We start from the raw sequence: 26,481 nt of genomic DNA, 5'->3' as shown, positions 1-26,481 counted from the left end.
GGGGAGCAATGACGTTGCCGCTGCTCAGCCTCATCGTCTTCCTGCCCGCCGCCGGTGCTGCGGTCCTGATGTTCCTGCGCAACGACGATGCGGTGCGATGGATCGCACTCGGCTTCACCCTGCTCGATTTCGCCCTCGCGGTCGCGATGCTGGTCGGCTTCGACACCACCACCCATGAGATGCAGTTCACCGAGACGCGGCCATGGGTGCCGGCGCTCGGGATCACCTATGCGCTCGGCGTCGACGGCATCAGCGCGCTCTTTGTGTTTCTGAGCGCCCTGTTGGGCTGGATCTGCGTGCTCGCCTCGTGGGCCGCGATCGACCGCAAGGTGAAGGAGTTCATGGTCAGCCTGCTTTCCATGCAGGCGCTGATGCTGGGAGTGTTCTGCGCGCTCGACCTCTTCCTGTTCTACGTCTTCTGGGAGGCGATGCTGATCCCGATGTATCTCATCATCGGCGTCTGGGGCGGGGAGGGCCGGGTCTATGCGGCGTTCAAGTTCTTCCTCTACACGCTTGCCGGCAGCCTCCTGTTCCTGGTCGGCGTGATCGTGCTCTATTTCCAGGGCGGCCAGACCTTCGACATCCTCGCCCTGACGGCGCGGGATTTGCCGTTTCATGTCCAGTCCTGGCTGTTCTTCGCTTTCCTGATCGCCTTCGCCGTCAAGGTGCCGATGGTCCCGGTCCATACCTGGCTGCCCGACGCGCATGTGCAGGCGCCGACGGCCGGCAGCATCATTCTTGCCGGCGTGCTCCTGAAGATGGGCGCCTACGGGTTCCTGCGGTTTTCGTTGCCGATGCTGCCGGACGCGTCGCTCTATTATTCGACGCTGATGCTGGCGCTTTCGGCGCTTGCGATCGTCTATGGCGGTTTTCTGGCGCTTGCGCAGGACGATCTGAAGAAGCTGGTGGCCTATTCCAGCATCAGCCACATGGGCTTCGTGACGCTCGGGATCTTCGCGCTGAACCTGCGCGGTCTGGAGGGCGGCATCCTGCAGATGTTCAACCATGGGGTGACGACCGGCGCATTGTTCCTGTTCGTCGGCCTGATCTACGAGCGAACCCATACGCGCAGCATCGCCGACTATGGCGGGCTGATGAAGGTGGCGCCGGTCTATACCGCGTTTCTTGCCTTGTTCACCCTGTCGTCGATGGCGCTGCCGGGCACGAATTCGTTCGTGGGCGAATTGCTGGTGCTGACGGGCGGGTTCGCGGCCAGCCCGGCCTTCGGCGCCGCCGCGGTTCTCGGCGCCTTGCTCGGCGCGGCTTATCTGCTCGGCATGTATCGCAAAGTCGCGCTAGGGCCCGCGGACGCCCGCGCCCGGTTCAAGATACACGACGTGAACGGCCGCGAGTTGGTTGCGATCCTGCCGCTGGCGGTCTTCGTTCTTTGGGTCGGGCTCTATCCGAAGCCCTTTCTCGGCATCATCGACGCCTCGGTGAAGCATCTCTTGGTGCAGGTGCACGGTAACGGGAGCAGCCCATGACGGCCGCCGCGCTTTTGCAGTCGGTCCTGGCGAGCCTGCCGGAGATCCTGGTCGTCAGCGGGGCCTGCATCCTGCTGATTGCGGGACAATTCGTGCGGAAGGGGCAGGAAGATCTGCTCGTCTGGGCGTCGGTCGCTGTCGTGTTGATCGCGACCTTGAGCACACTCATGCTGGCGGGCGAGGCGCGGCCCGCCTATGCCGGCATGTTCGTCGCCGATCGCTTCGCGGCCTTCTTCAAGTGCGTGTTCTACCTCGCCACGGTCCTGACGTTCCTTCTTTCGCGAAAATATGCGGACATAGAAGGGATCGGCAGCAGCGAATACTACGTCCTGCTGCTCTTCGCGCTTACGGGAATGATGATCATGGCCTCGGCGACCGATCTCCTTTCGATCTTCGTCGGCCTCGAACTGATGGTGCTCTGCACCTATGTGCTGACCGGATTCCTGCGGCGGGAGCGACGCTCGAACGAAGCGGCGCTGAAATACGTGATCCTCGGCGCGGTCTCGACCGGGATTTTCCTTTACGGCGTGTCGCTCGTCTACGGGCTCACCGGGACGACGCAGCTTGACGGGATGGCGCGGGCAGTGACCGAAGATCCGCTCGATCCCGCCTTGTTGCTGGCCGTGGTCTTCATCGTCGCGGGGCTCGTCTTCAAGGTCGGCGCGGTACCGTTCCACATGTGGGTGCCGGATGTCTATGAAGGTGCGCCGACGACGGTCACCGCCTTCATGTCGGTGGGGCCCAAGGCGGCGGGCTTCGCGGTGATCCTGAGGGTCTTCCTCAACCCGCTGGTCCAGGCCTCGGATGCATGGATCATCGTCGCGCTGATTGCTGTGGCGACGATGGCGGTCGGCAGTTTCGTGGCGCTGGTGCAGGACAATTTCAAACGGCTGCTTGCCTATTCCAGCATCGCCCATGCCGGCTTCGCCATTTTCGGCGTCGTGGCCGGCGGCGCCGACGGGATCGCCAGCGTGATGCTCTACCTGCTGATCTACGCCTTCATGAATCTCGGCATCTTCGCCGCCGTCATCATGATGCGCAACGGCGATTTCTCGGGCGAGGTCATCGACGACTACGCGGGTTTCGGCAAGTCGCATTCCGGGCTCGCGCTTCTGATGCTCATCTATCTGTTCTCGCTGGCCGGCATTCCGCCGACGGCCGGCTTCTTCGCCAAGTTCTACGTGCTCACCGCGCTCGTCGAGCGCGGCTTCGTGGTGCTGGCGGTGATCGCAGTGCTGTTGAGCGCCGTCGCCGCCTATTTCTATATCCGCGTCGTCATGGTGATCTACATGCGCGAGCCCCAGAGGGTGTTCGAGCCGGCATTGACGCCGCTCGTCCGCGCCACGCTTGCCGTCACCGCCCTCGGCACGATCGGCATCGGCCTGTTTCCCGCGTGGTTTCTGGGGCTCGCCCAGCAATCGGTGTTCGGGGGGTAGGGGCCGGGTCAGTGCGCAAGGCGGGTGCCGATCCCGCCTAATCGATTGGATTTGCAATGATCCGCCCGACAGAATAGAGTCAAAGTGTAGAAGGATTGCCCAAGTCGCCACTCGGGGGCGACGGCATTTTCGGCCCCGAAGGTTTGATGGCGGCCTGAGCAAAGCTCTTGTTGTGTGCCGGGGCGTTGCGACATGACGGCAATTGAGTTCCTGCCGGTTCTCATCATGGTCGCCGGAATTGTTCTGGTGGCGGTGGCGACGCTTTTCGTCTCGTCGCTGTTGCGCCCGTCCAACCCCTATCGCGCTAAGAACCTGCCCTATGAATGCGGCATGGATCCGGCAGGCGAGGCCGCCGGGGGCCGCTTCAGGGTGCCGTTCTTCATCCTCGCGATCCTGTTGGTGGTTTTCGATGTCGAGGCGATGTTCCTCTTTCCGTGGGCGGTCGTCCTGAAAGAGATCGGCCTCGTAGGCTATATCGAGATGTTCGTCTTCATCTTGTTGCTGCTCGTGGGCTTTGCCTATGCCTGGCTGAAGGGAGCGCTGGAATGGGAGGAGTGAACGACACGATCCGCGACAGCGTCCTGTTCACCACGGCCGACAGCATCATCGGCTGGAGCCGGAGGTCGGCGCTGTGGCCCGAGACCTTCGGGATTGCCTGCTGCGCCATCGAGATGATCTCGGCCGGTTGCGCCCGCTACGATCTCGACCGGTTCGGCGTGGTGTTCCGTCCGTCACCCCGGCAGTCCGACGTGATGATCATCGCCGGCACGATCACGCGGAAGTTCGCGCCGGTGGTGCGCCGGCTTTACGACCAGATGCCGGAGCCCCGCTGGGTCATCGCCATGGGCACCTGCGCCATCTCGGGCGGGGTCTATAACACCTATGCCGTGGTGCAGGGAGCGGAGACCTTCGTGCCGGTGGACGTGCATGTGCCCGGCTGTCCGCCGCGGCCCGAGGCGCTGATGCACGGCTTCCTCATGCTTCAAGAGAAGATCAAGAGATCGCGCGCGCTGACGGGCACGGCTCTCGATCGGGCTGCCGTCTCATGAGTGCGGAGCCGTCCCTCAATCGCGCTCCGATCATGGAGCGCTTCGAAGGAGTGATCGAGGATCTCGGCAGCGCCCACGGCATCGAGATCTTCGCCGTGCCGCCGGAGACGATCGTTGAGTTCTGCCGGTTCCTGAAAGAACATCCGGCCCTTCAATTCAATTTCCTCTCGGACATTTGCGGCGTCGACCGTTATCCCGAAACGCCGCGCTTCGAGACGGTGTACCACCTCTATTCGCTGCCCAACAAATGGCGCGTTCGCATCAAGTGCCGGCTGGGCGATCCGCCGCGGGTTCCCTCGGTCACGGGCGTCTGGCGCACCGCCAACTGGCATGAGCGCGAAGCCTGGGACATGTACGGCATCCGGTTCGAGGGGCACCCTGATCTCCGCCGCATCTACATGTGGGAGGGCTTCGAGGGCTTTCCCCAGCGCAAGGATTTCCCGCTCAGGGGCTTCAAGGACAAGCTGAACCCCTTCGGTGTCGAAGGTCCGCCGCCAACCGAGCCCGACCTTGCCACCAGGGAGATACCGCGAGGATGAGGAAAAGTGTGTGCGGTTTTCGGCCCGCATCCCGCTCGAACCGATCTGAAGGAGGCCGTTGACGACGGAGAGTCGAGATGACCGAAGTCACCGAGCTCATGAGGCCGGAAGGCGAGGCGCTCAATACCAAGGAAGTGCTTCTCAACCTCGGCCCGCAGCACCCCAGCACCCATGGGGTTCTCCGGCTCGTCCTCGAGCTCGACGGCGAGATCGTCGAGCGCGTCGATCCGCATATCGGCTATCTTCATCGCGGCACCGAAAAACTCGCGGAAAGCTTCACCTACACCCAGATCTTCCCGCTGACCGACCGGCTCGACTATGTCTGCCCGCCGTCGAACAACCTGGCCTTCGCGCTTGCGGTGGAGAAGCTCCTCGGCATCGAGGCACCGATCCGGGCGCAATATATCCGCGTGATGATGGCGGAGCTCGCACGGATTTCCGGCCATCTTCTGATCACCGGCGCGCTGCCGATGGACCTCGGTGCCATGACCGCGCTGCTTTACGCCATGCGCGAGCGCGAGATGATCATGGATCTCATGGAGATGATTACCGGTGCGCGCATGCATACGTCCTTCTGCCGGGTCGGCGGCGTGCGCGAGGACCTGCCGGAAGGATTCCTCCCGAAGATCAGGGAGTTCTGCGCGATCTTCCCCAACCGCATCCGTGACTATGAGCGGCTGGTCGAGGACAACCGGGTGTTCCTGAAGCGTACGCAAGGCGTCGGCGTGATTTCCGCCGAGGACGCCATCGACCTGGGCTTGAGCGGCCCCAACCTGCGCGCCTCCGGCGTCGACTGGGACATTCGGCGTGACGAGCCTTACGAAGTCTACGACCGGCTCGCCTTCAACGTCATCACCCGCAAGGAGGGCGATTGCTTCGCGCGCTGGCAGTGCCGGGTCGACGAGATGCGCGAGAGCGTCCGGATCATCGAGCAATGCATCGAGCAGATGCCGGAAGGGTTGTTCCAGGTCGACATGCCGACGATCGCCTTCCCGGTGGACAAGGAACGGGTGCATTGCTCGATGGAGGCGCTGATCCAGCATTTCGACCTGTCGGCCTATGGCTTCGACGTCCCTCCGGGCGAGGTCTATTCGGCGATCGAGGCGCCGAAGGGCGAGCTCGGGTTCTACATCATCAGCGACGGATCGCCGAAGCCGTTCCGCATGAAGGTCAGGGCACCGTCCTTCGTCAATCTTCAGGCATTGTTCGGGGTCACCAACGCCCGCTACCTAGCGGACATGATCGCCGTGCTCGGCAGCATCGACCCCGTGATGGCGGAGGTGGACAAGTAGCAGGGAGGGCAGGTTCGGATGACGATGCGCGAAAAGATCGAAGAGGCGGCGGCACGCTATCCCGACCGGCGCTCGGCGATCATGCCAGCGCTGCTGATCGCGCAGGAGGAGCATGGCCATCTGCCCGGTCCCGTGCTGGAAGAGGTCGCCGAGATTCTCGGTGTCGAGAGGATCTGGGTCTTCGAGCTCGCGACCTTCTACACGCTCTTCCATACGGAGCCGGTCGGCCGGTTCCACCTGCAGCTTTGTGACAATGTCTCCTGCATGCTGTGCGGATCCGAGGACCTCTTGAAACACCTCGAAACGACCCTCGGGATCGGGAAGGGCGAGACCACTGCGGACGGGCTGTTCACGCTTTCCACCGTCGAGTGCCTCGGGGCCTGCGAGATGGCGCCGGTGATGCAAGTCGGCGACGATTACCACGGCAACCTCGACGTCGCGCGGCTGGACGCGCTGCTGCAGGGCCTCCGCGTTGCGGCAGGTCGCGTGACGAGCGTGGAGCACGCCTCCGCGCCGGCACCGGGAGAATAGCGCCATGTCGGAGCCGGTTCTTCTCAGGAATGTCGACGCAGCGGACGGCCATCTGCTGTCGACCTATGAGGCCGATGGCGGCTACCAGGCGCTCAGGAAAGCGCTTGGCGAGCACACGCCGGACGAAGTCATCGACCTCGTCAAGCAGTCGAACCTGCGCGGCCGCGGCGGGGCCGGGTTCCCGACGGGCATGAAATGGAGTTTCGTGCCGAAGGGGACCGACAGGCCGAAATACCTGTGCTGCAACGCCGACGAAGGCGAGCCCGGCACTTTCAAGGACAGGATCATCATGGAGCGTGATCCGCACCAGCTCATCGAGGGGCTGGCGGTCAGCGCCTACGCGATCGGCGCCGAAACCGCCTATGTCTATGTTCGAGGAGAATATGTAACGGCAATCCGCCGCCTTCAGCAGGCGATCGCCGAGGCGCACGCGAAGGGCTATCTCGGAAGGGGCGTGCTGGGCTCGGACTTCAATTTTTCCGTACACATCCACTGCGGCGCCGGCGCCTATATCTGCGGCGAGGAGACCGCGATGCTCGAGTCGCTCGAGGGCAAGCGGGCGCAGCCGCGCTTGAAGCCGCCGTTCCCCGCCGTGGCCGGGCTCTACGCCAGCCCCACGGTGATCAACAATGTCGAGACGCTCGCCTGCGTGCCGCATATCGTGACGCGCGGGCCGGCCTGGTTCCGGGGAATCGGCCCGGACAAGAGCCCGGGCCCGAAGCTCTATTGCGTGAGCGGCCAGGTGCGCAAACCCGGCCTCTATGAATTGCCGATGGGCATACTGTTGCGTGAACTCATCGAGGACCATGCCGGCGGTCCGCTGCCGGGACGCCGGATCAAGGCGGTGATCCCGGGCGGCGTCTCGGCGCCCGTCATCCCCGAGAGCGGGCTGGACGTGGGCATGGATTTCGACTCGCTCGCTGCCGCGGGATCGATGCTCGGCTCGGCCGGCGTCATCGTGATCGACGATACGGCCTGCATGGTCAAGGTCGCCACCCGGATCATCGAGTTCTTCCACCACGAATCCTGCGGCAAGTGCACGCCGTGCCGCGAAGGATTGAACTGGGCCGTGAAGGTGCTGCGCCGGATCGAGGCCGGGGAGGGCGCCCCTGGCGATCTCGAGCAGCTGGACAGGCTCTGCAAGGGCATTTTCGGCAACACGTTCTGCGCTCTTGGCGACGGTGCGGCGATGGGATTGCGGGCCGCCCTGAAGCATTTCCGCGATGAATTCGTCGCCCATATCGAGGCGCGGAGGTGCCCCTATCACTAATGCATGGCGCCCGGATGTGTGCAGCGGCTTTGGGACGACGACATGCATGAAAGCAGGACGACCACGCTGGATAAGGGCCGAGGAAAGATGGTTAGCGTTACGATCGACGAACAGACGCTTGAAGTTGAGGCGGGCTCGACCGTGCTGAAGGCCGCGGAGCGTCTTGGCGTCGAGATCCCGACCTTCTGTTACTGGAAGCGCCTACCGCCGCTCGCCTCCTGCCGCATGTGCCTGGTGGAGATCGAGGGGCAGCGGCGGCTGCAGCCGGCCTGCGCGACAGTGGCCACGGAGGGGATGGTGGTCAGGACGAATACGCCGCTGATCGAGGAAACGCGCGCGTCGATGCTCGACATGCTGCTCGCCAACCATCCTCTCGATTGCCCCATCTGCGACAAGGGCGGCGAGTGCGAGCTCCAGGATATGGTCATGGCCTATGGCCCCCGCAAAAGCGAATTCCGCGACCTGAAGCGCGTGTTCCACTCGAAGGACATCCGCCTGAGCCCCGTCATCATCATGAACGTCAACCGCTGCATCCAGTGCCAGCGCTGCGTGCGGATGTGCGAGGAAGTCGTCGGCGCGGTGGCGCTGGGCACGGTCGAAAAGGGCATGGACACTGCCGTCACCGGATTCGAGGGCAGTCTTGCGAGTTGCGACCAGTGCGGCAACTGCGTCGAGGTCTGCCCGGTCGGCGCGCTGATGAGCTTTCCTTACCGCTACAAGGCACGGCCCTGGGACCTTGCCGAGACCGATACGGTATGCCCGCATTGCGGCACCGGTTGCCAGCTCACCGTCGGCGCGCGCAAGGGCGAGTTCATGCGCGTCCGCTCGGACTGGGAGCACGGGGTCAACCGCGAAACGCTCTGCGTCCGCGGCCGCTTTGGGCTCGACTTCATCGAGAACCGCGAGCGCATCAAGCGACCGATGATCCGCCGCGACGGCGCGCTTACGCCGGTTTCCTGGGAGGAAGCGGGCGCCTACCTGCGCCGGCGCCTGTCGGCGGTCGAGGGCAGGGCGGCTGGCGGGCTGATCTCGCCGCGCCTGCCCAACGAGGTGCTCTATCAATTCCAGAAGCTGATGCGGACGGTATTCCACACCAACAACATCGACTGCTCGTCGCGCTGGTCGACGCCCGTCGACAGCTTGGGCCCGCTGGTGACAGGCTTCTATACGCGCGCGCCGCTCGCAGATGTGCTCGGCAACGACTGCGTCCTCGTCGTTGGCGGCAACGTGACCGAGGAGAACCCGGTTACCGAATACCTGCTGCGCGACGCCGCGCGACGGCGGCAGACCGGATTGCTCATGCTCTCGGCGCGGCCGTCGCGGCTCGATGCCGACGCTCGGGTGGCGGTTCGCGTGCCCCCGGGTGGGGAGGCGGCGAGCCTTGCGGCGGTGGCGGCCGGGCTCCTGGCGGATGCCGACGGCTTTGCGCACATCCGCGCGACGATTGGGGATGCGAGCGCCGGCGGTGAGGGGATCGATCGCCTGGTCGCCGAGCTCAAGAAGAGCCGCAGCGTCAGCGTGCTGGTCAGCGTCGAACTTCTGAGACTGCCGGAGGCGCGCCTGACGCTGCAGCAACTCAGCAGCCTGCTGCAGCTTCTCCGCCTGCTCGGCAAGGGGCCGGCGATGCAGTTCCTCTTCGACCGTGCCAACCAGATGGGCGCCTGGGACATGGGCGCCGTGCCGGGGCCATGGCCGGCAACCGACGCGGCATGCGCCGAACTTGCGCAGGACCGGGGCACCGAACTCCCCGCCGAAGCCGGCGCCGATCTCGATGCCATGCTGGACCTCTGTGTCGGCGGGCAAATGGGTGCGCTCTATATCGTCGGAACAGACCCGCTGATCTCCTATCCCGACCGGGATTTCATCAGCCGGGCGCTCGGCGCCGCCGACCTCCTCATCGTGCAGGATACCTTCCTCACGGATACGGCGGGTCTTGCCGAGGTCGTCCTGCCGGCGGCGGGCTATGGCGAAGAAGCAGGGACCTTCACCAATAATGAGGGCCGCATCCAGGTGGTCCGCAAATTCCGTGAGGCCGCCTTCGAGGCGCGGGGCAATCTGGCGATATTCGATTTCGTCGCGGCGCTCCGCGACAAGGTGCTGAAACCATCGGCGCAGGGGGAAATCTTCGACGAGATCGCCCGGCTGCTTCCGGCCTATCGCGGACTGAGGCAGGAAGAGCTCGGCGCCGACGGAGCATTCACCAGGAGTTCCGGAACGCTGACGGCTGACGCATTCTTCGCCGCACCGCCCGCGACGAGAGCGGCAGGCCGGCTGATGCTGATCACCGGCAACGGCCTCTTCCACAATGGATACCTGTCCGAACGCTCGGAAATCCTGAATACGGTCGCGGATGACCCTTACGTCGAGATGAGCGCTGAGGATGCCGCTGGGCTCGGTCTTTCGGATGGCGACCAGGTGGTCGTGCGCTCGGCCCAGGGTGAACTGGCGGCGAAGCTGAAGATCAACGGGCGCTTTCCAGGCGGCCTCGTGTTTGTTCCCGAGAACTACAGAGCCCTGCGTCTCAACAGCCTGATGCGACGGGGTGAATATCCGTGCCCGGTGGATGTTCGAAGGGCGGAGACTGTCTTGGATATCGCTCCGCCGAGTGCCGCCCTTGGCCCGGAGGACCGCGGCCAAAGCGCGCGCGACGGCGCGTCCTGAAGTGCACCGCACCCCTCAGCGATAGTTGGTGCCGCATATGTAATCCTGCAGGTACTGCTCCGTGCGCAGCGCCTCATCGAGCCGGTGCTTGACCACGTCGCCGATGCTGACGACGCCGATGGCGGAGTCGCCATCCATGACCAGCACATGGCGCGTGCGCCGCTGGGTCATGATCGCCATCACGAAGGGCAGCAAGTCTTCGGTCGAGCAGGTCGCCACACTGCGGTTCATGACGTCGGCGATCGGCATCAGCGCCGCCTCGGGCCCGAATTCCGCCAGCGCATTGCAGCAGTCCCGCTCCGAGAGAGTGCCCAGGCATTCGCCGGTCCCGTCGCTGACGATCACGAAACCGATGTTCCTGTCGCGAAACAGCTGCAGAGCCTCCACCATCGTGCGATCGGGAGTAACCGCGATCACTCCGACACCCTTGTTCCTGACGATTTCGCCGACAAACATCTGCGCCTCCTACCCGACAGCGCCGTGCGTCCTTTCAGGCGCACGAGCGGCTCTCCGAATGCTGCATGTTTCCTTAGAACGGCTCCGGTCTAAGGAAACATGCAGTAGCGCTCGGGCTCAGCCTGCGGCGTGCTCACGTCCGCCGGATATTCCGCCACCAGTTGTAGCCCTGCGGCTCGTTCGTCTCGACCAGCACATCCTTCTTCGTGTTCAGGCGCGCGGCGACCACACCGCCACCGGTCGGCGCCTTCCCGGGCTTGGCGAGCAGGTCGTCACGCCCGATCACCAGGTCGCGCGAGGAAAAACTCGAGAATTCATATTGCTGCCCGAGCGCGATCGCATCTGCCGGGCAGGCATCCTCGCATAGCCCGCAAAAGAGGCAACGGGCCGTGTCGATCTCGAATTTTATCGGGTGACGATTGCCCTTCTCGTCCTCATAGGGGACGACTTCGATGCAGTCGCAGGGACAGATCCGCGCGCAGAGCTCGCACGCCACGCACTTGATCTCGCCCTCGTCGTCGCGCTTCAGGAAGTGATGACCGCGATAACGCGAATAGGGGAGCCACTTCTCCTTGTCCGGATACTGCATGGTCACGGATCGGGAGAACATGTAGCCGAAAGTCAACGCCAGGGCGCTTGCAAGATCGGCGAAGAAGGCCCAGCCGATCCATGTTCCAATTCTGTCCCGTGCGCGCAACATCGCCGCACCGCTCCGAGCTCACGGCGCCGCGCCCGCTCAGGCGCGCAAGGAGCGCCGTAGCACTTTGAATTGCCGCATCTTTCCGACATGGATCAGATGAAGGCAATACCGGTTAGGATTATGTTCGCCATCGACAGAGGAAGCAAGACTTTCCATCCAATCGACATCAGCTGGTCGTAGCGGTAGCGCGGGAAAGTGAAGCGGAACCACATGAACAGATAGATGAACAACGCCACCTTGAGGGCGAACCAGAGGAGCGGCGGCAGGGGGATCAGCACGCCGTTCCAGCCGCCGAAGAACAGGATCACCGCCAGGACCGACACCAGCAGCATGATGACGTATTCGCTGACCATGAAGAAGGCGAAGCGGATGCCGCTATATTCGGTGTGGAACCCGGCCCCGAGATCCCCTTCCGCCTCCGCCAGGTCGAAGGGGATGCGCTGCGCCTCGGCGAGCCCGGCGATGAAGAACACCAGGAAGCCGATTGGCTGGTAGACGATGTTCCAGACATCCGCCTGGGCACGCACGATGTCCAGAAGGCTCATCGATTGCGCCAGCATCACCACGCCGATGACCGCGAAGCCCATCGGGATCTCGTAGCTGATCATCTGCGCGCAGGTCCTGAGGCTGCCCAGGACGGCATATTTGCTATTGGCGGCCCAGCCGCCGAAAATGACGCCATAGACCTCGAGCCCGATCACGGAGAAGACAAAGAGCAGCGCCACGTTCATGTCCGAGACGTAGAGCGAGATCTCGTTGCCAAGAACCGAGATGCTTTCGCCGAACGGAATCGCGACGAACACCACGAAGGGGGGCGCGAGCGCCAGGATCGGAGCGAGCTTGAAGAGGAAGCGGTCGGCTTCGGCCGGAATATGGTCCTCTTTCGTCAGGAGCTTTATGCCGTCCGCCACCGGCTGCAGGAGCCCGTGCCACCCCACGCGCATCGGGCCCATCCGCTGCTGCATGTGCCCGGCTATCTTGCGTTCGACCCAGGTCAGCGGCAAGGGGAGGAGGAGCAGCATCGCGATCAGCAACGCGACCTTGAATACGATCAGGCCAAGGGCAACGATAAGTTCCATGATCCGCCTGCAATTCAACGGATTGAAACATGCGACCGGCTTCGGCTCCCCGGTAAACACCGAGCGACCTGCGCAGTTTGTCAACTTGAACGGTACAACGGTGACGCGCCACAGACAATGACGATTACATCGCCGCGAGCGGCCGAGACCGCCAAGCTCAGCTTCGCGAACGCATGGCGAGTTTTTTCAGAAGTTCGAGGTCACGCACGCCGCTGCGATAAATGGCGATCAGCCTGGCGGCGAGGTCCTCGGCCCTTTCTCCCTCCCGCGGGATCTGATGTTCATCCAGGATCTGGTCGAAGAGTTTGCCGAGCATCTCCACGGCGTCAGGACTGATCGCTGCGGGTTCGTCGCCACGGCGCTCCATCGGGAACTCTCCTCCCGGCGCGAGAACATCTCTCTCCCGGCCATGAGGGCCGGTGCCGACAACACGATACGCCTTCCAATGCGGGTTTGCAGCAAAATTGAAAGGAGGGCGGCCGCCCGTTCTGTCCGCGCCAAGGCGGAACTTTCCACGGTATCCGACATTCACAATGAACAAGAAGGGAGAACTTCATGTCCGACCGGACAGAGCATCACCATCCGCGGGGAAGCGCAGCTAACGGCATGACAACGAGTGGCATGAGATGGCAGGCTTGGTAGTCATCGTGGTTCTGTCGCTGCCGCTCGACCTGGCGCTTTTGCTCCTGTGGTGCGGTCCCGTATGGAAGGAGCATGCCGGCCCCACCAAATATGCGTCGATCTGGTCTGCGCAAAGTACGCTTTCAGGGCGCATATGAACGAGGCCGCACCCGCGCGGAAGAGCGCGGACTGAAGGCGCACCGCCGAAAGGTGCTCGCTTCCCGGGCCTCGAGTCCCGCGGGCAAATCAATCATTCCGCAACGCCCTCCCAAGCGAGAGAAGGGTGGGCAAGTAAGACCGTGAACCCCATATTGAAGACTTGTCGTTGACGGTGCGCTGATGTCGAAACCGCAGCGCAAGATCAAGTCGGTGGAGGTGATCGGTGACGGACGATCCATATCAGATCCTGGGCGTTTCGCGTACAGCCACACAGAACGACATCCGCAAGGCCTATCGCAAGCGCGCAAAGGAACTGCATCCCGACCTGCATCCGGGCGACGAACAGGTGGAGGCCCAATTCAAGGCGCTCTCGGCCGCCTATCATCTCCTGAACGACCCCGAGCAGCGCGCCCGTTTCGACCGCGGCGAGATCGATGCATCCGGGGCGGAGCGAGCCCAGCAGCGCTTCTACCGGCACTATGCGGACGCAGACCAGGCGGGCCGGTATACGTCCGCGTCCGGAGCGGGCGAATTCGAGGACCTCTCCGACATTTTCTCGGACCTGTTCGGCCGGACCAGGACAGGGACTCGCTTCAAGACGCGCGGACAGGATCTCCGCTACCAATTGGAGGTCGAATTTCTGGAGGCGGCCAACGGCGCCCAGCGCCGCATTACCCTTCCCGACGGAAACACGCTCGAACTGACCATTCCCGCCGGCACGCGCGACGGCAGCACGCTGCGGCTCAAGGGAAAGGGCGCGCCGGGATTTGGCGGCGGGGAAAGCGGGGATGCCCTGATCGGGATCAGCATCCGTTCCCACCCGCTTTTCCGTCGCGAGGGCAACGACATCGAAATTGAACTGCCGATAACACTGTACGAGGCCGTGCTCGGTGCCAAGATCGAGGTGCCGACGATCTCCGGTCGCGTGATGATGACGGTGCCGAAGGGCTCGAATACCGGCGATGTGCTGCGCCTCAGGGGCAAGGGTGTGAAGCCTTCGAAAGGCCCGGCGGGGGACCAGCGCGTCAAGCTGAAGGTGATGTTGCCCGACAGGATAGACCCCGATCTCGAAAGGCTCATCGAAACCTGGGGCCGGGCCCATGCCTATGACCCACGGCAAGCGCTGAGGAAGGCTTCATGAGACTGACGGAGGAACAGGTCCTCGAACTCTTCCACACCGTCACCGGCCGCCAGTTGCGGCAATGGGTGCGTCGCGGCTGGATCATGCCGTCTCAGGGGCAGGCGGGACCGCTTTTCGATGAAGTCGACATCGCTCGAATTCGCCTCGTCTGCGAACTGCGGAACGACATGAACGTCAACGACGATGCCGTGCCCATCATCCTTGCGCTCTTGGATCAGCTTTACCGCTTGAGGGGCGAGCTCAGGTCAATCGCCGACGCACTCCGCGACCAGCCCGATGAGATTCGCCAGGAAATCGGGCGAGCCTTTTCGGTCATTGTAACGCGCCACCGGTAGATGAGGGCGAGAAAGATGGCGTCAGCCTCAGCGAAACCCGACCGGCCTCGGGCGCCATCAGGCTCATTTCCCCGGGCCGATGACGAGCGCCTCCGCTGTCCTGTAGGTCAAACACTGAACTTTGGCAGTCGTCGCGCGTTCACCTGTTCCGGTAAGCCGTTGAGAACCCGACAGAAAAAAGGCCCGCACCCTGAGGTGCAGGCCTTTCGAAACTGGCTCCCCGGGTCGGATTCGAACCGACGACCTATCGATTAACAGTCGAGTGCTCTACCGCTGAGCTACCAGGGATCATCTGCGCCGCAGACGTGAGGCTGCTAATACAAATGCTTTTTCGATTTGCCAAGCGGTTTTTCAAAAAAAATCCCGAGGCGCGGTTGTCAGGCTGTGGAGAAAGCCCCAACTCTGGAGGACTGGCTTACGAAAGAGGAATGATGGCGAGCGACAGGAAGAAAGTACATTTCGGTATCGATCCGCAGACGCGGGAAATCGTGCTTGGCAAATGGCGCATGGCCTTGCCCAGTTCGCCGCTCCCACGGATCCTGATCGGCTTGCTGCTGGTTGTCGGCGGCCTGCTCGGCTTTCTGCCGGTCCTCGGCTTTTGGATGGTTCCCCTGGGCCTGCTTATCCTTTCCCACGACATCCCCTTCGTGCGCCGCCAGCGCCGCAAGCTTGCCGTGTGGTGGGCGCGCAGGCGCGGTGCGCAGAATTCGTCCGGTGGGTCCGACGCGGGCGCGTGAGGGCGAGGGGCTCCTCAAGGCCGTTCCCGCTGATTTTGCGAGGCCGTAACCCGCAGGTCGGGCAAAGACGCGCGAGCGCAACCGGCGGTTCCGGTCTGCGTCGTTACTTGCTTATAGGAGAGAAGATCTTTGGAGGCCTCGCCCGGAATTGAACCGGGGTACAAGGATTTGCAGTCCTCTGCGTCACCACTCCGCCACGAGGCCTCTCTGACCTGAATTCTCAAGCCGTGGCGCGATTTAGAATGATTGACCGGAAACCGCAAGAGGCAATTTCTGAAAAAAATCCGTGGCGAATCCAGAAACGTGCGCCTGCCCGACATTTCACACGAGCACGGCTGAGAGCCGCTACACCTGCCGCCGCCTCAATGATAGCGGCGGATCAGGCCGATGAGTTTACCCTGGATCTTCACCCGGTCCGGTCCGAAGATGCGCGTTTCGTAAGCCGGGTTCGCGGCCTCGAGCGCGATCGATGCGCCCTTCCGGCGGAAGCGCTTCAGGGTGGCTTCCTCGTCATCGATCAGGGCGACGACGATGTCGCCGGGATTGGCGGTGCTGGAGTTGCGGATGATGACCGTATCGCCGTCGAGGATGCCGGCCTCGATCATCGAATCGCCCTTGATCTCAAGCGCGTAGTGCTCGCCGTTGCCGATCATTTCGACCGGTACGGAAATGTCGTGCGTGTTGTTCTGGATTGCCGAAATCGGCACGCCCGCGGCAATGCGCCCCATGACCGGAATGGCAACCGAAGCGTTCTCGGCCGGTGGCGGCGACTTCGCCGGGACAGGCGGAGGCGCGGGCGGCTTGCCGAGGCTCCCCTCGATCACGCTCGGCGAAAAGCCGCGGCGGACCTGTGCGGCGCCAGCATAGGCTTCCGGCAGCTTGATTACTTCGAGCGCGCGGGCGCGGTTCGGTAGCCGGCGAATGAACCCGCGTTCCTCGAGTGCGGTGATCAACCGGTGGATGCCCGACTTCGACGCGAGATCCAGCGCGTCTTTCATCTCGTCGAAGGACGGCGGGACCCCGGACTCCTTCATTCGCTCGTGAATGAACAGAAGCAATTCCTGTTGCTTGCGGGTCAGCATGGCGCGTCACTCCAGAATCGCGAAACAAATCAAGAACAGAAACTATCTGTTCCATATGTGTTCCGCAAGTGCCTAAAATTCCGTGAATTTCGCCGGGTGATGAAAAGATCGCGCCCGGGTTCGCCGCCGCAAGCAAAGGCCGGCGCTCGAGCGCCTGGAATCTTCGGGGCAGGGGGAGTGCCGCGGCTCTCCGCCGCAGACCGGATGCGGTGTTTCAATAGGCGAGACGGAGACCGCCCGGGCTCAGAACGTCGAAATCCGGCTCCGGATAGGGGCCATACCACTGGGTATAGGACGTATTGAGATCGCCGGTCGTCGCGCATCCCGAAAGGGTGAAAAGGGCAATTGCTGCGGCTGCCATCACAGATTTAAGCGGCATGATCGTCTCCACTTGCGGGAGTTGCCCGGGCCCTGAACGGCCCGACGAAAACTGTCTCTCAAATCAGCTGTTTTGGCAAGCCTGACTCAACCGGCGGAGGACCTGTTGCCGGGCGCCGACAGGGGCTGAAATGCGTCGCCGGGAGGGTACTTGGATCGTTGCGGTACAGCCATGCCGTTATGCCCAGATCGGCAGAGATCGGCAGCGATGTCATGCTGACATGGGACTGTCCAAGCCATCGACAACCCGTTCGGCACGAGCTTGTCACCCATGTCTCAGGTACGTTCTGTTACCTATGTCTCCGGGCTGGACAAGGGATGCTTGGTGGAGTCGAAGGGAGTCGAACCCTCGACCTCCGCAGTGCGATTGCGGCGCTCTCCCAACTGAGCTACGACCCCAGCGGCTCTTGTCTATAAGCGGTTTCTCTCAAACGCGCTAGTACCTTCCGGCGCCTTTTCGACAGGACTTGGTGGCCAAACGGGAGCGGATTGTCGTAGCGGTGCGCGGCTCGTTGTCAACGCTCTCCCGCGTGATCAGCGCAGATGAGCCGGGTATGCGATCGCTTGGCGATGTGGCGGATGGGGTGGGATTCGAACCCACGGTAGGCTTTCACCTACGCCGGTTTTCAAGACCGGTGCCTTAAACCGCTCGGCCACCCATCCGGGCAGCGCGTTATTGCGCGAAGCGGGAGACGTTGCAAGATTTAAGCTGCGTCGGACTTGAAGAATTTCTCGGCTCGTGCCGAGCGCGAAGGTCTCCGGCAGGGTCCGCCTTTACTGTTTGTAAACCATAAATAGAGATTTCCCGCGCCGTTTCGCCTTCACAATCGCAATTCTGCCTTGTTGTTGTCATGATTGCTCAATTGTACCGTTTCGGGACGCCGGGATATCCGCTGGGGCGGCGGATTGTTCCGGGCGAGGCTTTGCGAATGACTTTGTGGGACAGATGACATCCAGTAAGAGTGCGGCCTATCTTGTGAGGGGAATGCGTCTCGCAGCAGTTCCGTTGCTTTGCGCGACGCTTGCCGCCTGCGGTTCGGCGACGTCGAGCGTCAAGAAGACGAAGACGCGGAGCAAGGAATATTTCGCCGAGTCGGTCTATGGCGTCAAAGCGAGCCCGCGTGTCGCGGCGGGGCGCAATATCCCCAAGGGCGGCGGCCGGTACCAGGTCGGCAAAGCCTATCAGGTCAAGGGCAGGTGGTATCAGCCGAAGGAGGATTTCGGCTATAACAAGACCGGGATGGCGTCCTGGTATGGCTCGGCCTTTCACGGGCGGCTGACGGCAAACGGCGAAATCTACGACAAGTATCATCTGTCGGCGGCGCATCCGACCTTCCCGCTTCCGAGCTATGCGCGCGTCACCAATCTTGAAAACGGAACGTCGGTCATCGTTCGAGTGAACGATCGCGGTCCCTATGAATATGGCCGGATCATCGACGTCTCGTCGAAGACGGCCGACCTCCTCGACATGAAGGGCAAGGGCAGCGCCAAGGTCCGCGTGCAATATGTCGGACGCGCGCCGCTCGAAGGCAACGACATGCCCTATCTCATGGCTTCCTACGTCAGGAAGGGCGATCGCGCGCCGAGCGTGATGCCGGAAGGGCAGATCGCGACGGGCGTCATGGTCGCCTCGAACGAACCGCTGCGCAACCAGATTCCGGATATTCGTTCCGTGCCCGTGCCGCGCAACTCCACGCTTGACGCGGGCGTGCCCGTCACGGCCATTGCAGAGCCGGCCGCGGCCCCGGCGATGCCGCAGGCGTTCGGCGAATTCGCGATCCTGCCGGACATCGGACCGATCCCGACCGCCCGGCCGCAATTGATCCCGCTGCCGGACGGCAACATGGCCTATGCCGCCGCTTACGTCGAAGTTCGCGTCAGCGACGAGCCGTCGCCCTTCGAGGCCATCATGGTCGACCGCAATCCGCTGACCCCGGAATCCATCCTCGCCTACGCGAATCGGCAGCACGGGAGCGCCTCCTCGCATCAACATCGTTGAAGAGGGGTGTGCGCGCTGCTATGCCCATGAAGAAACCGGAGTTTCTCATGCGCATGAAGTGGCTTGCGGTCGCGGGCTTGCTTGCGGCCATCGTTTCGGCGGAGGCGGTCGCGCAGACGCCCACTTTCGACACGAAAGCGAAGCAGATCTATCTCGTCGATTCCGAAACGGGGACCGTGCTTTTCTCGCGCGGCGAGAACGAGGCGGTGCCGCCTGCATCGCTCGCCAAGCTCATGGCGATGGAAGTCGTCTTCGAGGCGCTGGACAAGGGCGAACTGACGCCGGAGACAACATTCGAAGTCTCCGAGCATGCCTGGCGCACGGGCGGCGCGCCTTCCGGCACGGCCACCATGTTTGCCGCGATCAAATCGCGGATCCGCGTCGCCGATCTCATCCAGGGTGTGACGGTGCAGCAGGCGAACGACGCCTGCATCATTCTCGGCGAGGGACTGACGGGCAGCGAGACGGCCTTCGCCGGGCGCATGACTGCGCGAGCGCGCGAACTCGGCATGCCGACTGCAACATTCAAGAATGCCACGGGCCTGCCGGACCCGGGAAACCGGGTCACGATGCGGGAAGTCGCGACGCTGATACGGCATCTGCGCGAAGCCCACCCGGATTTCTATCGCCTCTATTCGCAGCCCGAATTCGAGTGGAACAAGATCCTGCAGCGCAACAGGAATCCGCTGATTGCCGCCAGTATCGGCGTCGACGGGCTGGCGACCGGGTTTGCGGAGGGCTTCGGCTTTTCGGTGGCAGCCTCGATGCAGCGCGGCGACCGTCGGGTTTACCTCGCGATGGGCGGGCTCGCGAGCGAGAAGGAGAGGATCGAGGAAAGCCGCCGGGTGCTCGATTGGGCAATGACCGCCTTCGAGAAGCGGCGGATCTTCGCCGATGGCGAGACGGTTGGAGAAGCGAGCGTCTATGGCGGTGCGGCGTCCCGCGTCGCGCTCGTGGCGAGCGGGCCGGTGGACGTGCTGCTGCCGGTCAACAATCCCGAGCGCTTGACGGCTCGAATCGTCTACAAATGGCCGCTCAGGGCTCCGGTCGCAGCCGGGCAGGAGGTTGGCGTCGTCAAGCTCTGGAACGGCGACAAGCTGCTGCGGGAGGTTCCCGTGAGAACAGTCAATGCGGTCGAGACCGGTACGCTCACGAGCCGCGCCCTCGACGCGCTCCAGGAACTGCTGTTCTTCTGGCTCTGAGAAATGCGCACCGACCCGGAGGGGCTGCGCGCCCTTTCGCGACATCCTTTCGGCGCCGCGGTGGCCTGACAGAATCGTTTCCATTTCGCCGGGAAAGGCTCTAAACAGGGCCGATATGCACGCCGATCCGGGAAGAAATGTGTCGCTGACCAAGGGTTTGTTCGTAACGTTCGAGGGAGGGGAAGGGGCCGGAAAGTCGACCCAGATGCGCCTTCTTGCCGAAGCGCTGAGCGCACGCGGCTACCCCGTGCTGACCACGCGGGAGCCCGGCGGCTCGGTCGGCGCCGAGGCCGTTCGCCATGTGCTTCTCTCCGGCGCTGCCGAGCCTTTCGGCGTCAGGATGGAGGCGATACTCTTCGCGGCGGCGCGCAGCGACCACGTCGAGGAGGTGATTCGTCCGGCGCTCAAGGAAGGCACGATCGTCCTTTGCGATCGTTTCATGGATTCCTCGCGCGTTTATCAGGGGATCACCGGCAATCTCGAGCCTGCATTCGTCGAGACCCTGGAGCGCGTGGCCGTGAACGGTGTGATTCCCGATCGCACCATCATCTTCGACCTTCCGGCCGCCGTCGGGCTCGAGCGTGCGCGCCTTCGCGCCGCCAGCGACAGTCCCGACCGGTTCGAGAAGGAACAACTCGAGACGCACGAGAAGCGGCGCGAAGCCTTTCTCGACATTGCCGAGGCCGATCCCGGGCGCTGTCGTGTGGTCGACGCGACGCGGCCGGCGGACGTCATCGCCGCCGAAGTGCTGGGCCTTGTCGAATCGCTGCTGCCGGCCGAGGGCAACCCGCAATTGTCGAATACGGAAAAGGCCCAATGACGACGGAGCGTTCAGGCGTGCTGGAGGGAGCGATCGCGCCGGCGGAAAACAGCAAGCTCTTCGGCCATCGGGAAGCGGAGGCCTTCCTCGCGCAGAGCTATAAATCCGGCAAGGGCCATCACGCGATTCTCGTCGAAGGCCCGGAGGGCATAGGCAAGGCGACGCTCGCCTTCCGCTTTGCCAACCACATCCTGAACCATCCGGAGCCCGCGGAAGCGCCCGACAGCCTCGGCGATCCGGACCCCGGTTCGATCGTCACGCGGCAGCTCGTCTCCGGCGCATCGCACAACCTCTTGCATCTGACGCGACCGATCGACGAAAAGACGGGCAGGGCGAAGGGCGCGATCACGGTGGACGAGGTGCGTCGCGCCGGCAAGTTCTTCGGCCAGACATCCGGCAGCGGAAACTGGCGCATCGTCATCATCGATCCGGCTGACGACCTCAACCGCAACGCGGCGAACGCGATTTTGAAGATACTGGAGGAGCCGCCGCGCCGTTCGCTGTTCCTGGTACTGACGCACGCGCCCGGAAAACTCCTGCCGACGATCCGTTCGCGCTGCCTGCCCTTGCGGCTGAAGCCGCTCGACGCCGGCGCCATGCGGCAGGCGCTCGCCCTTCTCGGCTTCGACGTTACCGGCGCCAATGCCGAGCGGATACTTGCGGCGGCGGGCGGCAGCGTCTCCGAGGCGCTGAAGCTGATCAATTACGGCGGCCTCGATATCGCCGAGGCTTTCGAGGAGATCCTCAAGGGGCAGGGGCCATCCGTTCGCAAACAGATGCACAAGCTTGCCGATATTCTTTCAGCGAAGGACAGCGAGACGATTTTCGACTTCTTCTCTTCGCTGCTGACCGGTCGCGTCATCCAGTCGGCGCGGGAAGCCGCCGCCGCCGGCGACATCGAACGGGCGGAGAGGCTGGCGAGACTGTCCGGCATTTTTGCCGAGCGGCTTGCGTTGAGCGATGCCTATAACCTCGATCGCAAGCAGACGATCCTGTCGCTGCTCGATGACCTGAAGGACGCTTCATAGGCCGGGATCGAACTTCCACCTCCGCGCGATCGCTGCGGCAAGATCGATATCGTTGTCGGGGGCGTCTGCGGTACGGGGCGGAAATCTACCCTAAAGCCGCCGCCTTGGCTAACTCCGCCATTGCCCGTGTTGCCGATCGAAGCCGTTCATCGCCCATGTGGCGGGACAGCTCCGCTTTGGCCGATTTCCATACGGGAAAGGCATCTACCATGAGGCGACGCCCGGAACTGGTCAAGTTTAGCCGCTTTCCTGCGCGGCCACGTCCGCCTTCAGCGCGGACCAAACCTCGCGCCTCCAGGTTCTGAACATTTCGGCTGAGAGTAGTCGCATCGACCCCTGCGCTAACCGCAAGATCAACGAGTGTAGCTCCCGCGGCCGCTCCGATTCCGACCAAGAGGCTGAACTGCTCGGCCGTCAGCCCGAGCGGCTTGAAGCAGGCGTTGTAATAGCGCGTGACTGCGCGCGCCGTCGCACGAGCCTGAAAGCCCGGACATTCGGCTGCGACGCCATTCAAAAATTCTGGATCAAACCCGCTCACGTCTGCACCCTCGACAACCCGGCGTGAGCATAATAGTGTATATGCATTATTTGGCAATGTGGAGATCTATTATGCCAGCGTACGTGCATATCAATCTGCGCGTCATTGACCCCGTCAAGCAGGCGGCGCTCGCTCCTCGCTTTCAGGCGGCTCTACAAGAGGCGGGCGGGCGGATTCTGCACTTCGGTCGTGTTGCGCAGGTTCTTGAAGGCAACGAGGCGCCTTTCCCAATAGCTGGCGTGTTTGAGTTTCCAACCCTGGCCCAAGCGCTAGCCTTCTACAATTCCGATAAGTACGCACCGATCAAGGCCGAACGCCGGGAGGCTCAGCAAGCGAGGATGTTCGTTGTCGAAACCGGCTGAAGCCCCGCGCCAAACGACCGAGTATAGCAAGTTGCACCCGCATCGCTCGCTTCGCGTCGACACCCGTCGTGACGACGCTCGACCAAGGACGCGCTTGCCAACTGTCAAGTCGCCACAATGGCGCCACCGTACGTCAGGCTTTTTCTGGGTGCGGCGGTTCCCTACCTAAAGGCGATGCGCTAATAGCTGCCGTAGTTTCCGATCCGAGGTAAATCGAAGCCCGCCATGAGAGACACGTCCCCATTCTACATCACGACCGCGATTTCCTATCCGAACGGCAGGCCGCATATCGGCCACGCCTATGAGCTGATCGCGACGGATGCCATGGCGCGCTTCCAGCGACTGGACGGGCGCGAGGTGTTCTTCCTGACCGGCACGGACGAGCACGGCCAGAAGATGCAGCAGACGGCAAAGAAGGAGGGAATTTCGCCGCAGGAGCTTGCCGACCGCAACTCCGCCGAGTTCCAGAAGATGGCGCGGCTGCTCAACGCCTCCAATGACGACTTCATCCGCACGACCGAAAAGCGCCACCACGAGGCATCGCAGGCGATCTGGATGCGCATGAGCGAGGCGGGAGACCTCTACAAGGACTCCTATGCCGGCTGGTATTCCGTGCGCGACGAGGCCTACTACCAGGAAAACGAGACGGAGCTGCGCGACGACGGCGTGCGCTACGGACCGCAGGGAACGCCGGTCGAATGGGTGGAGGAGGAAAGCTATTTCTTCCGGCTCTCCGCCTACCAGGAAAAGCTCCTGAAGCACTACGAGGAGAACCGGGACTTCATCGGCCCGGCGGAGCGGCGCAACGAAGTCATCTCCTTCGTCAAGTCGGGGCTCAAGGACTTGTCCGTCTCGCGCACGACCTTCGATTGGGGCATCAAGGTCCCGAACGATCCGGCGCACGTGATGTATGTGTGGGTCGACGCGCTGACCAACTATTTGACTGCGACCGGCTACCTGACCGACCCGAGCGGCCCGCGCGCGAAATTCTGGCCGGCGGATATCCATGTGATCGGCAAGGACATCATCCGCTTCCATGCCGTCTACTGGCCGGCTTTCCTGATGTCAGCCGGCCTGCCGCTCCCCAGGCGCGTCTTCGCCCATGGCTTCCTGCTCAACAAGGGCGAGAAGATGTCGAAGTCGCTCGGCAATGTGGTCGATCCGTTCAACCTGGTCGAGCACTTCGGCCTCGACCAGATCCGCTATTTCTTCCTGCGCGAGGTCTCGTTCGGCCAGGACGGCAGCTATAGCGAGGAGGGGATCGCAACCCGCATCAATTCCGACCTCGCCAACGGCATCGGCAATCTGGCGAGCCGCTCGCTGTCGATGATCGTCAAGAACTGCGAGGGCCAGATTCCCGTTTGTGGAACGCTGACGGACGAGGACAAGGCGATGCTCGCTGCGGCCGATGCGCTGATCGACACGGCACGCGAGGAAATGAGCAAGCAGCTCATTCATCGTGCACTGGCCGCGGTGATCGCCGTCGTGTCCGAAACCGATCGCTATTTCGCCGCCCAGGAGCCTTGGGCGCTGAAGAAGACCGATCCGGCGCGCATGGCGACGGTGCTCTATGTCACCGCCGAAGTCGTCCGCCAGATCGCGATCCTCCTGCAGCCCTTCATGCCGGAATCGGCGGGCAAGCTGCTGGATCTCGTCGCCGTCCCCGCCGACAAGCGCGACTTCGCCGAGCTCGGCGAAGCGGGCCGCCTCGTCGCCGGAACGCCGCTCGAGGCGCCGAAGCCGGTCTTCCCGCGTTACGTGGCGCCGGAAGCGTAAGCAAGAGCGAAAGCGGACCAATGCTGATCGATACCCATTGCCACCTGGATTTTCCCGATTTCGAAGCCGAGCGTGACGCGATCATCGAGCGCGCGCGCGAGGCGGGGGTCACGCAGATGGTGACGATTTCGACCCGGGTGAAGCGGTTCGACGGGGTTCTTTCGATTGCCGAGAAATATCCGAACGTTTTCTGTTCGGTCGGCACGCATCCGCACAATGCGGATGAGGAACTCGATGTCACGACAGACGATCTCATCCGGCTGTCGGCGCATCCGAAGGTCGTGGCGATCGGCGAGGCGGGGCTCGACTATTTCTACGATAACGCCCCGCGGGACGCGCAGGCGGAAGGCCTGCGCCGGCACATCGCGGCGGCGCGGGCGACCGGACTGCCGCTTGTCATCCACAGCCGGTCGGCGGATGACGACATGGCGGCGATCCTGACCGAGGAAACAGGGAAGGGCGCCTTCCCTTTCCTGCTCCACTGCTTCTCGTCCGGCCCGGAGCTTGCCCGCGTCGGCGTCGAACTCGGCGGCTATATATCGTTCTCCGGCATCCTGACATTCCCGAAATCCGAGGAACTGCGCGAGATCGCCAAGTGGGTGCCGCACGACCGGCTGATCGTCGAGACCGACGCACCCTATCTCGCGCCAAAGCCCTTCCGCGGCAAGCGCAACGAACCGGCTTACGTGGCGCATACGGCCGAGGTGCTGGCGCAGACGATCGGCGTGTCGAGGGACGAAGTTGCGGCCATAACCACGGAGAATGCATTCCGCATCTTCTCGAAAATGCCGAGGCTCTGACATGGCGTTTCGGCGGGTCTTCACCATCCTTGGCTGCGGATCGTCGCCGGGCGTACCGCGCATCACCGGGGATTGGGGCGCCTGTGACCCGTCGAACCCGCGCAATCGGCGCATGCGGGCGGCGCTGCTGGTGGAACAGATCGCGCCGGACGGCGGCAAGACCACCGTGGTCATCGATACCGGTCCGGATTTCCGCGCCCAGATGATCGCCGCCGACGTTCGTCATATCGATGCGGTTTTCTATACGCACGCCCATGCCGACCATCTGCACGGGATCGACGATCTTCGCGGCTTCGTGATCGAGTACCGCCGGCGCGTGCCGATCTGGGCGGACAGCTTCACCATGGGCCGGATTCGCGAGGGTTTCCGTTACTGCCTGGAATCGCCGCATGGCAGCGGCTATCCGCCGATCGTCGAGGCAAATGTCATTCCCGACGACCTTCCGCCCGTGATCATCCATGGCGCCGGCGGCTCGATCGCCTTCGAGCCGCTGATGCAGTTCCACGGCAACATCCATTCGCTGGGTTTTCGCATTGGCGACTTTGCCTATTGCAGCGACGTCAGCGACTTCCCGCCGGACACCGTCGAAAAGCTCACCGGGCTTGATCTGCTGGTGATCGATACGCTGCAGTACAGGTTTCATCCGAGCCATCTGTCGCTGGTTCAGTCGCTCGGCTGGATCAACCGGCTTCAGCCGAAGCGTGCGGTGCTGACGCACATGCATGTGCCGCTGGATTACGACGTCGTGCAGAACGAGACGCCGGACCATGTCGAACCGGCTTACGACATGATGCGTCTGGAGTTCGAGATCGACCAGCCAACCGCCGAAGAAGCGTGAAGGTCGGACATCAAGTTTCGCTTTCAAGCAATTGGCGGCTTCGGTTACATGCGTTAGTTCCATAATCTATCTTATGCGATTGTCGTTTGTAGCGGCATTTTAGAGATGCGACATATGAGCCAGTTAGAGATGCGACAGTCGTCGCCTCTTGGGATGCTGGTCAAACGT

At 63.0% G+C, this 26,481-nt stretch carries 28 protein-coding genes and 4 tRNA genes; 21 read left to right on the top strand and 11 right to left on the bottom strand.

What is annotated here, in order from left to right:
- Positions 1-8: 8 nt before the first annotated feature.
- The 9 genes from ATB98_RS12305 (at position 9) to nuoG (ending at position 10,262) form a co-directional block, all read left to right on the top strand.
- Positions 9-1,484 carry an NADH-quinone oxidoreductase subunit M gene (locus ATB98_RS12305; RefSeq protein WP_066873976.1) on the top strand — a complete coding sequence of 492 codons (1,476 nt, stop codon included), beginning with the start codon at positions 9-11 and terminating at the stop codon, positions 1,482-1,484.
- Positions 1,481-2,920 carry an NADH-quinone oxidoreductase subunit N gene (locus ATB98_RS12300; RefSeq protein ID WP_066873974.1) on the top strand — a complete coding sequence of 480 codons (1,440 nt, stop codon included), beginning with the start codon at positions 1,481-1,483 and terminating at the stop codon, positions 2,918-2,920. Before ATB98_RS12305 ends, ATB98_RS12300 begins: the two co-directional genes overlap by 4 nt.
- Before the next feature lie 192 nt (positions 2,921-3,112).
- Positions 3,113-3,478 carry an NADH-quinone oxidoreductase subunit A gene (locus ATB98_RS12295; RefSeq protein WP_066873972.1) on the top strand — a complete coding sequence of 122 codons (366 nt, stop codon included), beginning with the start codon at positions 3,113-3,115 and terminating at the stop codon, positions 3,476-3,478.
- Positions 3,466-3,969 (top strand): NuoB/complex I 20 kDa subunit family protein, encoded by a 504-nt coding sequence (locus tag ATB98_RS12290; RefSeq protein WP_066873970.1) that lies wholly within the window; start codon positions 3,466-3,468, stop codon positions 3,967-3,969. The genes ATB98_RS12295 and ATB98_RS12290 overlap by 13 nt, the downstream gene beginning before the upstream one ends.
- Entirely contained in the window at positions 3,966-4,508 is a 543-nt protein-coding gene (locus tag ATB98_RS12285; RefSeq protein WP_066873968.1) for an NADH-quinone oxidoreductase subunit C, read from the top strand. Before ATB98_RS12290 ends, ATB98_RS12285 begins: the two co-directional genes overlap by 4 nt.
- Positions 4,509-4,585: 77 nt before the next feature.
- Positions 4,586-5,800, top strand: a complete 1,215-nt coding sequence (nuoD, locus tag ATB98_RS12280; protein ID WP_066873966.1) for an NADH dehydrogenase (quinone) subunit D — start codon at positions 4,586-4,588, stop codon at positions 5,798-5,800.
- An 18-nt stretch (positions 5,801-5,818) separates the two neighbouring features.
- A complete protein-coding gene (gene nuoE, locus ATB98_RS12275; protein WP_066873964.1) occupies positions 5,819-6,331 on the top strand; it encodes an NADH-quinone oxidoreductase subunit NuoE in 513 nt (170 codons plus the stop codon).
- A gap of 4 nt (positions 6,332-6,335) precedes the next feature.
- Positions 6,336-7,601, top strand: a complete 1,266-nt coding sequence (gene nuoF / locus ATB98_RS12270; RefSeq protein ID WP_066873962.1) for an NADH-quinone oxidoreductase subunit NuoF — start codon at positions 6,336-6,338, stop codon at positions 7,599-7,601.
- Between the two features lie 87 nt (positions 7,602-7,688).
- Positions 7,689-10,262: an NADH-quinone oxidoreductase subunit NuoG gene (gene nuoG / locus ATB98_RS12265; protein ID WP_066873961.1), complete on the top strand. Its 2,574-nt coding sequence runs from the start codon at positions 7,689-7,691 to the stop codon at positions 10,260-10,262.
- A 15-nt stretch (positions 10,263-10,277) separates the two neighbouring features.
- Here nuoG and ATB98_RS12260 read toward each other — a convergent pair whose 3' ends face one another.
- The 4 genes from ATB98_RS12260 to ATB98_RS30445 all read right to left on the bottom strand — a co-directional run bounded on the left by ATB98_RS12260 (position 10,278) and on the right by ATB98_RS30445 (position 13,038).
- Positions 10,278-10,718, bottom strand: coding sequence for a CBS domain-containing protein (locus ATB98_RS12260; protein WP_066873958.1), 441 nt, complete (start codon positions 10,716-10,718; stop codon positions 10,278-10,280).
- 133 nt (positions 10,719-10,851) lie between these two features.
- Positions 10,852-11,418, bottom strand: a complete 567-nt coding sequence (locus ATB98_RS12255) for an NADH-quinone oxidoreductase subunit I (RefSeq protein WP_066873957.1) — start codon at positions 11,416-11,418, stop codon at positions 10,852-10,854.
- Between the two features lie 92 nt (positions 11,419-11,510).
- Entirely contained in the window at positions 11,511-12,497 is a 987-nt protein-coding gene (gene nuoH / locus ATB98_RS12250; protein ID WP_066873955.1) for an NADH-quinone oxidoreductase subunit NuoH, read from the bottom strand.
- A 157-nt stretch (positions 12,498-12,654) separates the two neighbouring features.
- Positions 12,655-13,038, bottom strand: a complete 384-nt coding sequence (locus tag ATB98_RS30445; RefSeq protein ID WP_153435533.1) for a hypothetical protein — start codon at positions 13,036-13,038, stop codon at positions 12,655-12,657.
- Positions 13,039-13,123: 85 nt separating this feature from the next.
- Between ATB98_RS30445 and ATB98_RS28920 the strand changes: the two genes are divergently transcribed.
- From ATB98_RS28920 to ATB98_RS12235, 3 genes are all read left to right on the top strand, one after another.
- Complete coding sequence (locus ATB98_RS28920; RefSeq protein ID WP_153435534.1) at positions 13,124-13,276, top strand: hypothetical protein; 153 nt, start codon at positions 13,124-13,126, stop codon at positions 13,274-13,276.
- Between the two features lie 224 nt (positions 13,277-13,500).
- Positions 13,501-14,418, top strand: coding sequence for a DnaJ C-terminal domain-containing protein (locus tag ATB98_RS12240; RefSeq protein ID WP_066873951.1), 918 nt, complete (start codon positions 13,501-13,503; stop codon positions 14,416-14,418).
- A complete protein-coding gene (locus ATB98_RS12235) occupies positions 14,415-14,753 on the top strand; it encodes a chaperone modulator CbpM (RefSeq protein WP_066873949.1) in 339 nt (112 codons plus the stop codon). The genes ATB98_RS12240 and ATB98_RS12235 overlap by 4 nt, the downstream gene beginning before the upstream one ends.
- A gap of 213 nt (positions 14,754-14,966) precedes the next feature.
- On the opposite strand, the gene ATB98_RS12230 is transcribed toward ATB98_RS12235, so the two are convergent.
- A tRNA-Asn gene (locus ATB98_RS12230) sits at positions 14,967-15,041 on the bottom strand.
- A gap of 143 nt (positions 15,042-15,184) precedes the next feature.
- Between ATB98_RS12230 and ATB98_RS12225 the strand changes: the two genes are divergently transcribed.
- Positions 15,185-15,490, top strand: coding sequence for a hypothetical protein (locus ATB98_RS12225; protein ID WP_066874383.1), 306 nt, complete (start codon positions 15,185-15,187; stop codon positions 15,488-15,490).
- 130 nt (positions 15,491-15,620) lie between these two features.
- Here the strand turns inward: ATB98_RS12225 and ATB98_RS12220 are convergent.
- From ATB98_RS12220 to ATB98_RS12205, 5 genes are all read right to left on the bottom strand, one after another.
- Positions 15,621-15,694: transfer RNA gene (locus ATB98_RS12220), tRNA-Cys, on the bottom strand.
- Between the two features lie 158 nt (positions 15,695-15,852).
- Positions 15,853-16,572 carry a transcriptional repressor LexA gene (gene lexA / locus ATB98_RS12215; RefSeq protein ID WP_066873947.1) on the bottom strand — a complete coding sequence of 240 codons (720 nt, stop codon included), beginning with the start codon at positions 16,570-16,572 and terminating at the stop codon, positions 15,853-15,855.
- A gap of 214 nt (positions 16,573-16,786) precedes the next feature.
- Positions 16,787-16,951 (bottom strand): hypothetical protein, encoded by a 165-nt coding sequence (locus ATB98_RS29475; RefSeq protein ID WP_167354072.1) that lies wholly within the window; start codon positions 16,949-16,951, stop codon positions 16,787-16,789.
- A 322-nt stretch (positions 16,952-17,273) separates the two neighbouring features.
- Positions 17,274-17,349 (bottom strand) — tRNA-Ala (locus tag ATB98_RS12210).
- A 174-nt stretch (positions 17,350-17,523) separates the two neighbouring features.
- Positions 17,524-17,613: transfer RNA gene (locus tag ATB98_RS12205), tRNA-Ser, on the bottom strand.
- Between the two features lie 283 nt (positions 17,614-17,896).
- On the opposite strand from ATB98_RS12205, the gene ATB98_RS12200 reads away from it, so the two are divergent.
- The 4 genes from ATB98_RS12200 (at position 17,897) to ATB98_RS12185 (ending at position 21,999) form a co-directional block, all read left to right on the top strand.
- Positions 17,897-18,949: a septal ring lytic transglycosylase RlpA family protein gene (locus ATB98_RS12200; RefSeq protein WP_066873945.1), complete on the top strand. Its 1,053-nt coding sequence runs from the start codon at positions 17,897-17,899 to the stop codon at positions 18,947-18,949.
- 47 nt (positions 18,950-18,996) lie between these two features.
- The gene (locus ATB98_RS12195; protein ID WP_066874381.1) at positions 18,997-20,151 is read left to right on the top strand and encodes a D-alanyl-D-alanine carboxypeptidase family protein; all 1,155 of its coding nucleotides are present in this window, start codon (positions 18,997-18,999) and stop codon (positions 20,149-20,151) included.
- A 115-nt stretch (positions 20,152-20,266) separates the two neighbouring features.
- Positions 20,267-20,971 (top strand): dTMP kinase, encoded by a 705-nt coding sequence (gene tmk, locus ATB98_RS12190; protein WP_066873943.1) that lies wholly within the window; start codon positions 20,267-20,269, stop codon positions 20,969-20,971.
- Positions 20,968-21,999 carry a DNA polymerase III subunit delta' gene (locus ATB98_RS12185; RefSeq protein ID WP_066873941.1) on the top strand — a complete coding sequence of 344 codons (1,032 nt, stop codon included), beginning with the start codon at positions 20,968-20,970 and terminating at the stop codon, positions 21,997-21,999. The genes tmk and ATB98_RS12185 overlap by 4 nt, the downstream gene beginning before the upstream one ends.
- A gap of 85 nt (positions 22,000-22,084) precedes the next feature.
- On the opposite strand, the gene ATB98_RS27990 is transcribed toward ATB98_RS12185, so the two are convergent.
- Positions 22,085-22,537, bottom strand: coding sequence for a MarR family winged helix-turn-helix transcriptional regulator (locus tag ATB98_RS27990; RefSeq protein WP_084435450.1), 453 nt, complete (start codon positions 22,535-22,537; stop codon positions 22,085-22,087).
- A gap of 71 nt (positions 22,538-22,608) precedes the next feature.
- Here ATB98_RS27990 and ATB98_RS12180 point away from each other — a divergent pair, with 71 nt between their 5' ends.
- The 4 genes from ATB98_RS12180 to ATB98_RS12165 all read left to right on the top strand — a co-directional run bounded on the left by ATB98_RS12180 (position 22,609) and on the right by ATB98_RS12165 (position 26,313).
- Positions 22,609-22,899 carry a DUF1330 domain-containing protein gene (locus tag ATB98_RS12180; protein ID WP_066873940.1) on the top strand — a complete coding sequence of 97 codons (291 nt, stop codon included), beginning with the start codon at positions 22,609-22,611 and terminating at the stop codon, positions 22,897-22,899.
- 225 nt (positions 22,900-23,124) lie between these two features.
- Positions 23,125-24,675: a methionine--tRNA ligase gene (gene metG, locus ATB98_RS12175; RefSeq protein ID WP_066873937.1), complete on the top strand. Its 1,551-nt coding sequence runs from the start codon at positions 23,125-23,127 to the stop codon at positions 24,673-24,675.
- Positions 24,676-24,695: 20 nt separating this feature from the next.
- Entirely contained in the window at positions 24,696-25,475 is a 780-nt protein-coding gene (locus ATB98_RS12170; protein ID WP_066873935.1) for a TatD family hydrolase, read from the top strand.
- A 1-nt stretch (position 25,476) separates the two neighbouring features.
- The gene (locus tag ATB98_RS12165; protein WP_066873933.1) at positions 25,477-26,313 is read left to right on the top strand and encodes an MBL fold metallo-hydrolase; all 837 of its coding nucleotides are present in this window, start codon (positions 25,477-25,479) and stop codon (positions 26,311-26,313) included.
- Positions 26,314-26,481: the final 168 nt, after the last annotated feature.

The organism is Sinorhizobium saheli, assembly GCF_001651875.1.
Lineage (GTDB): Bacteria > Pseudomonadota > Alphaproteobacteria > Rhizobiales > Rhizobiaceae > Sinorhizobium > Sinorhizobium saheli.
This window is presented reverse-complemented; position numbering and strand designations above follow the sequence as displayed.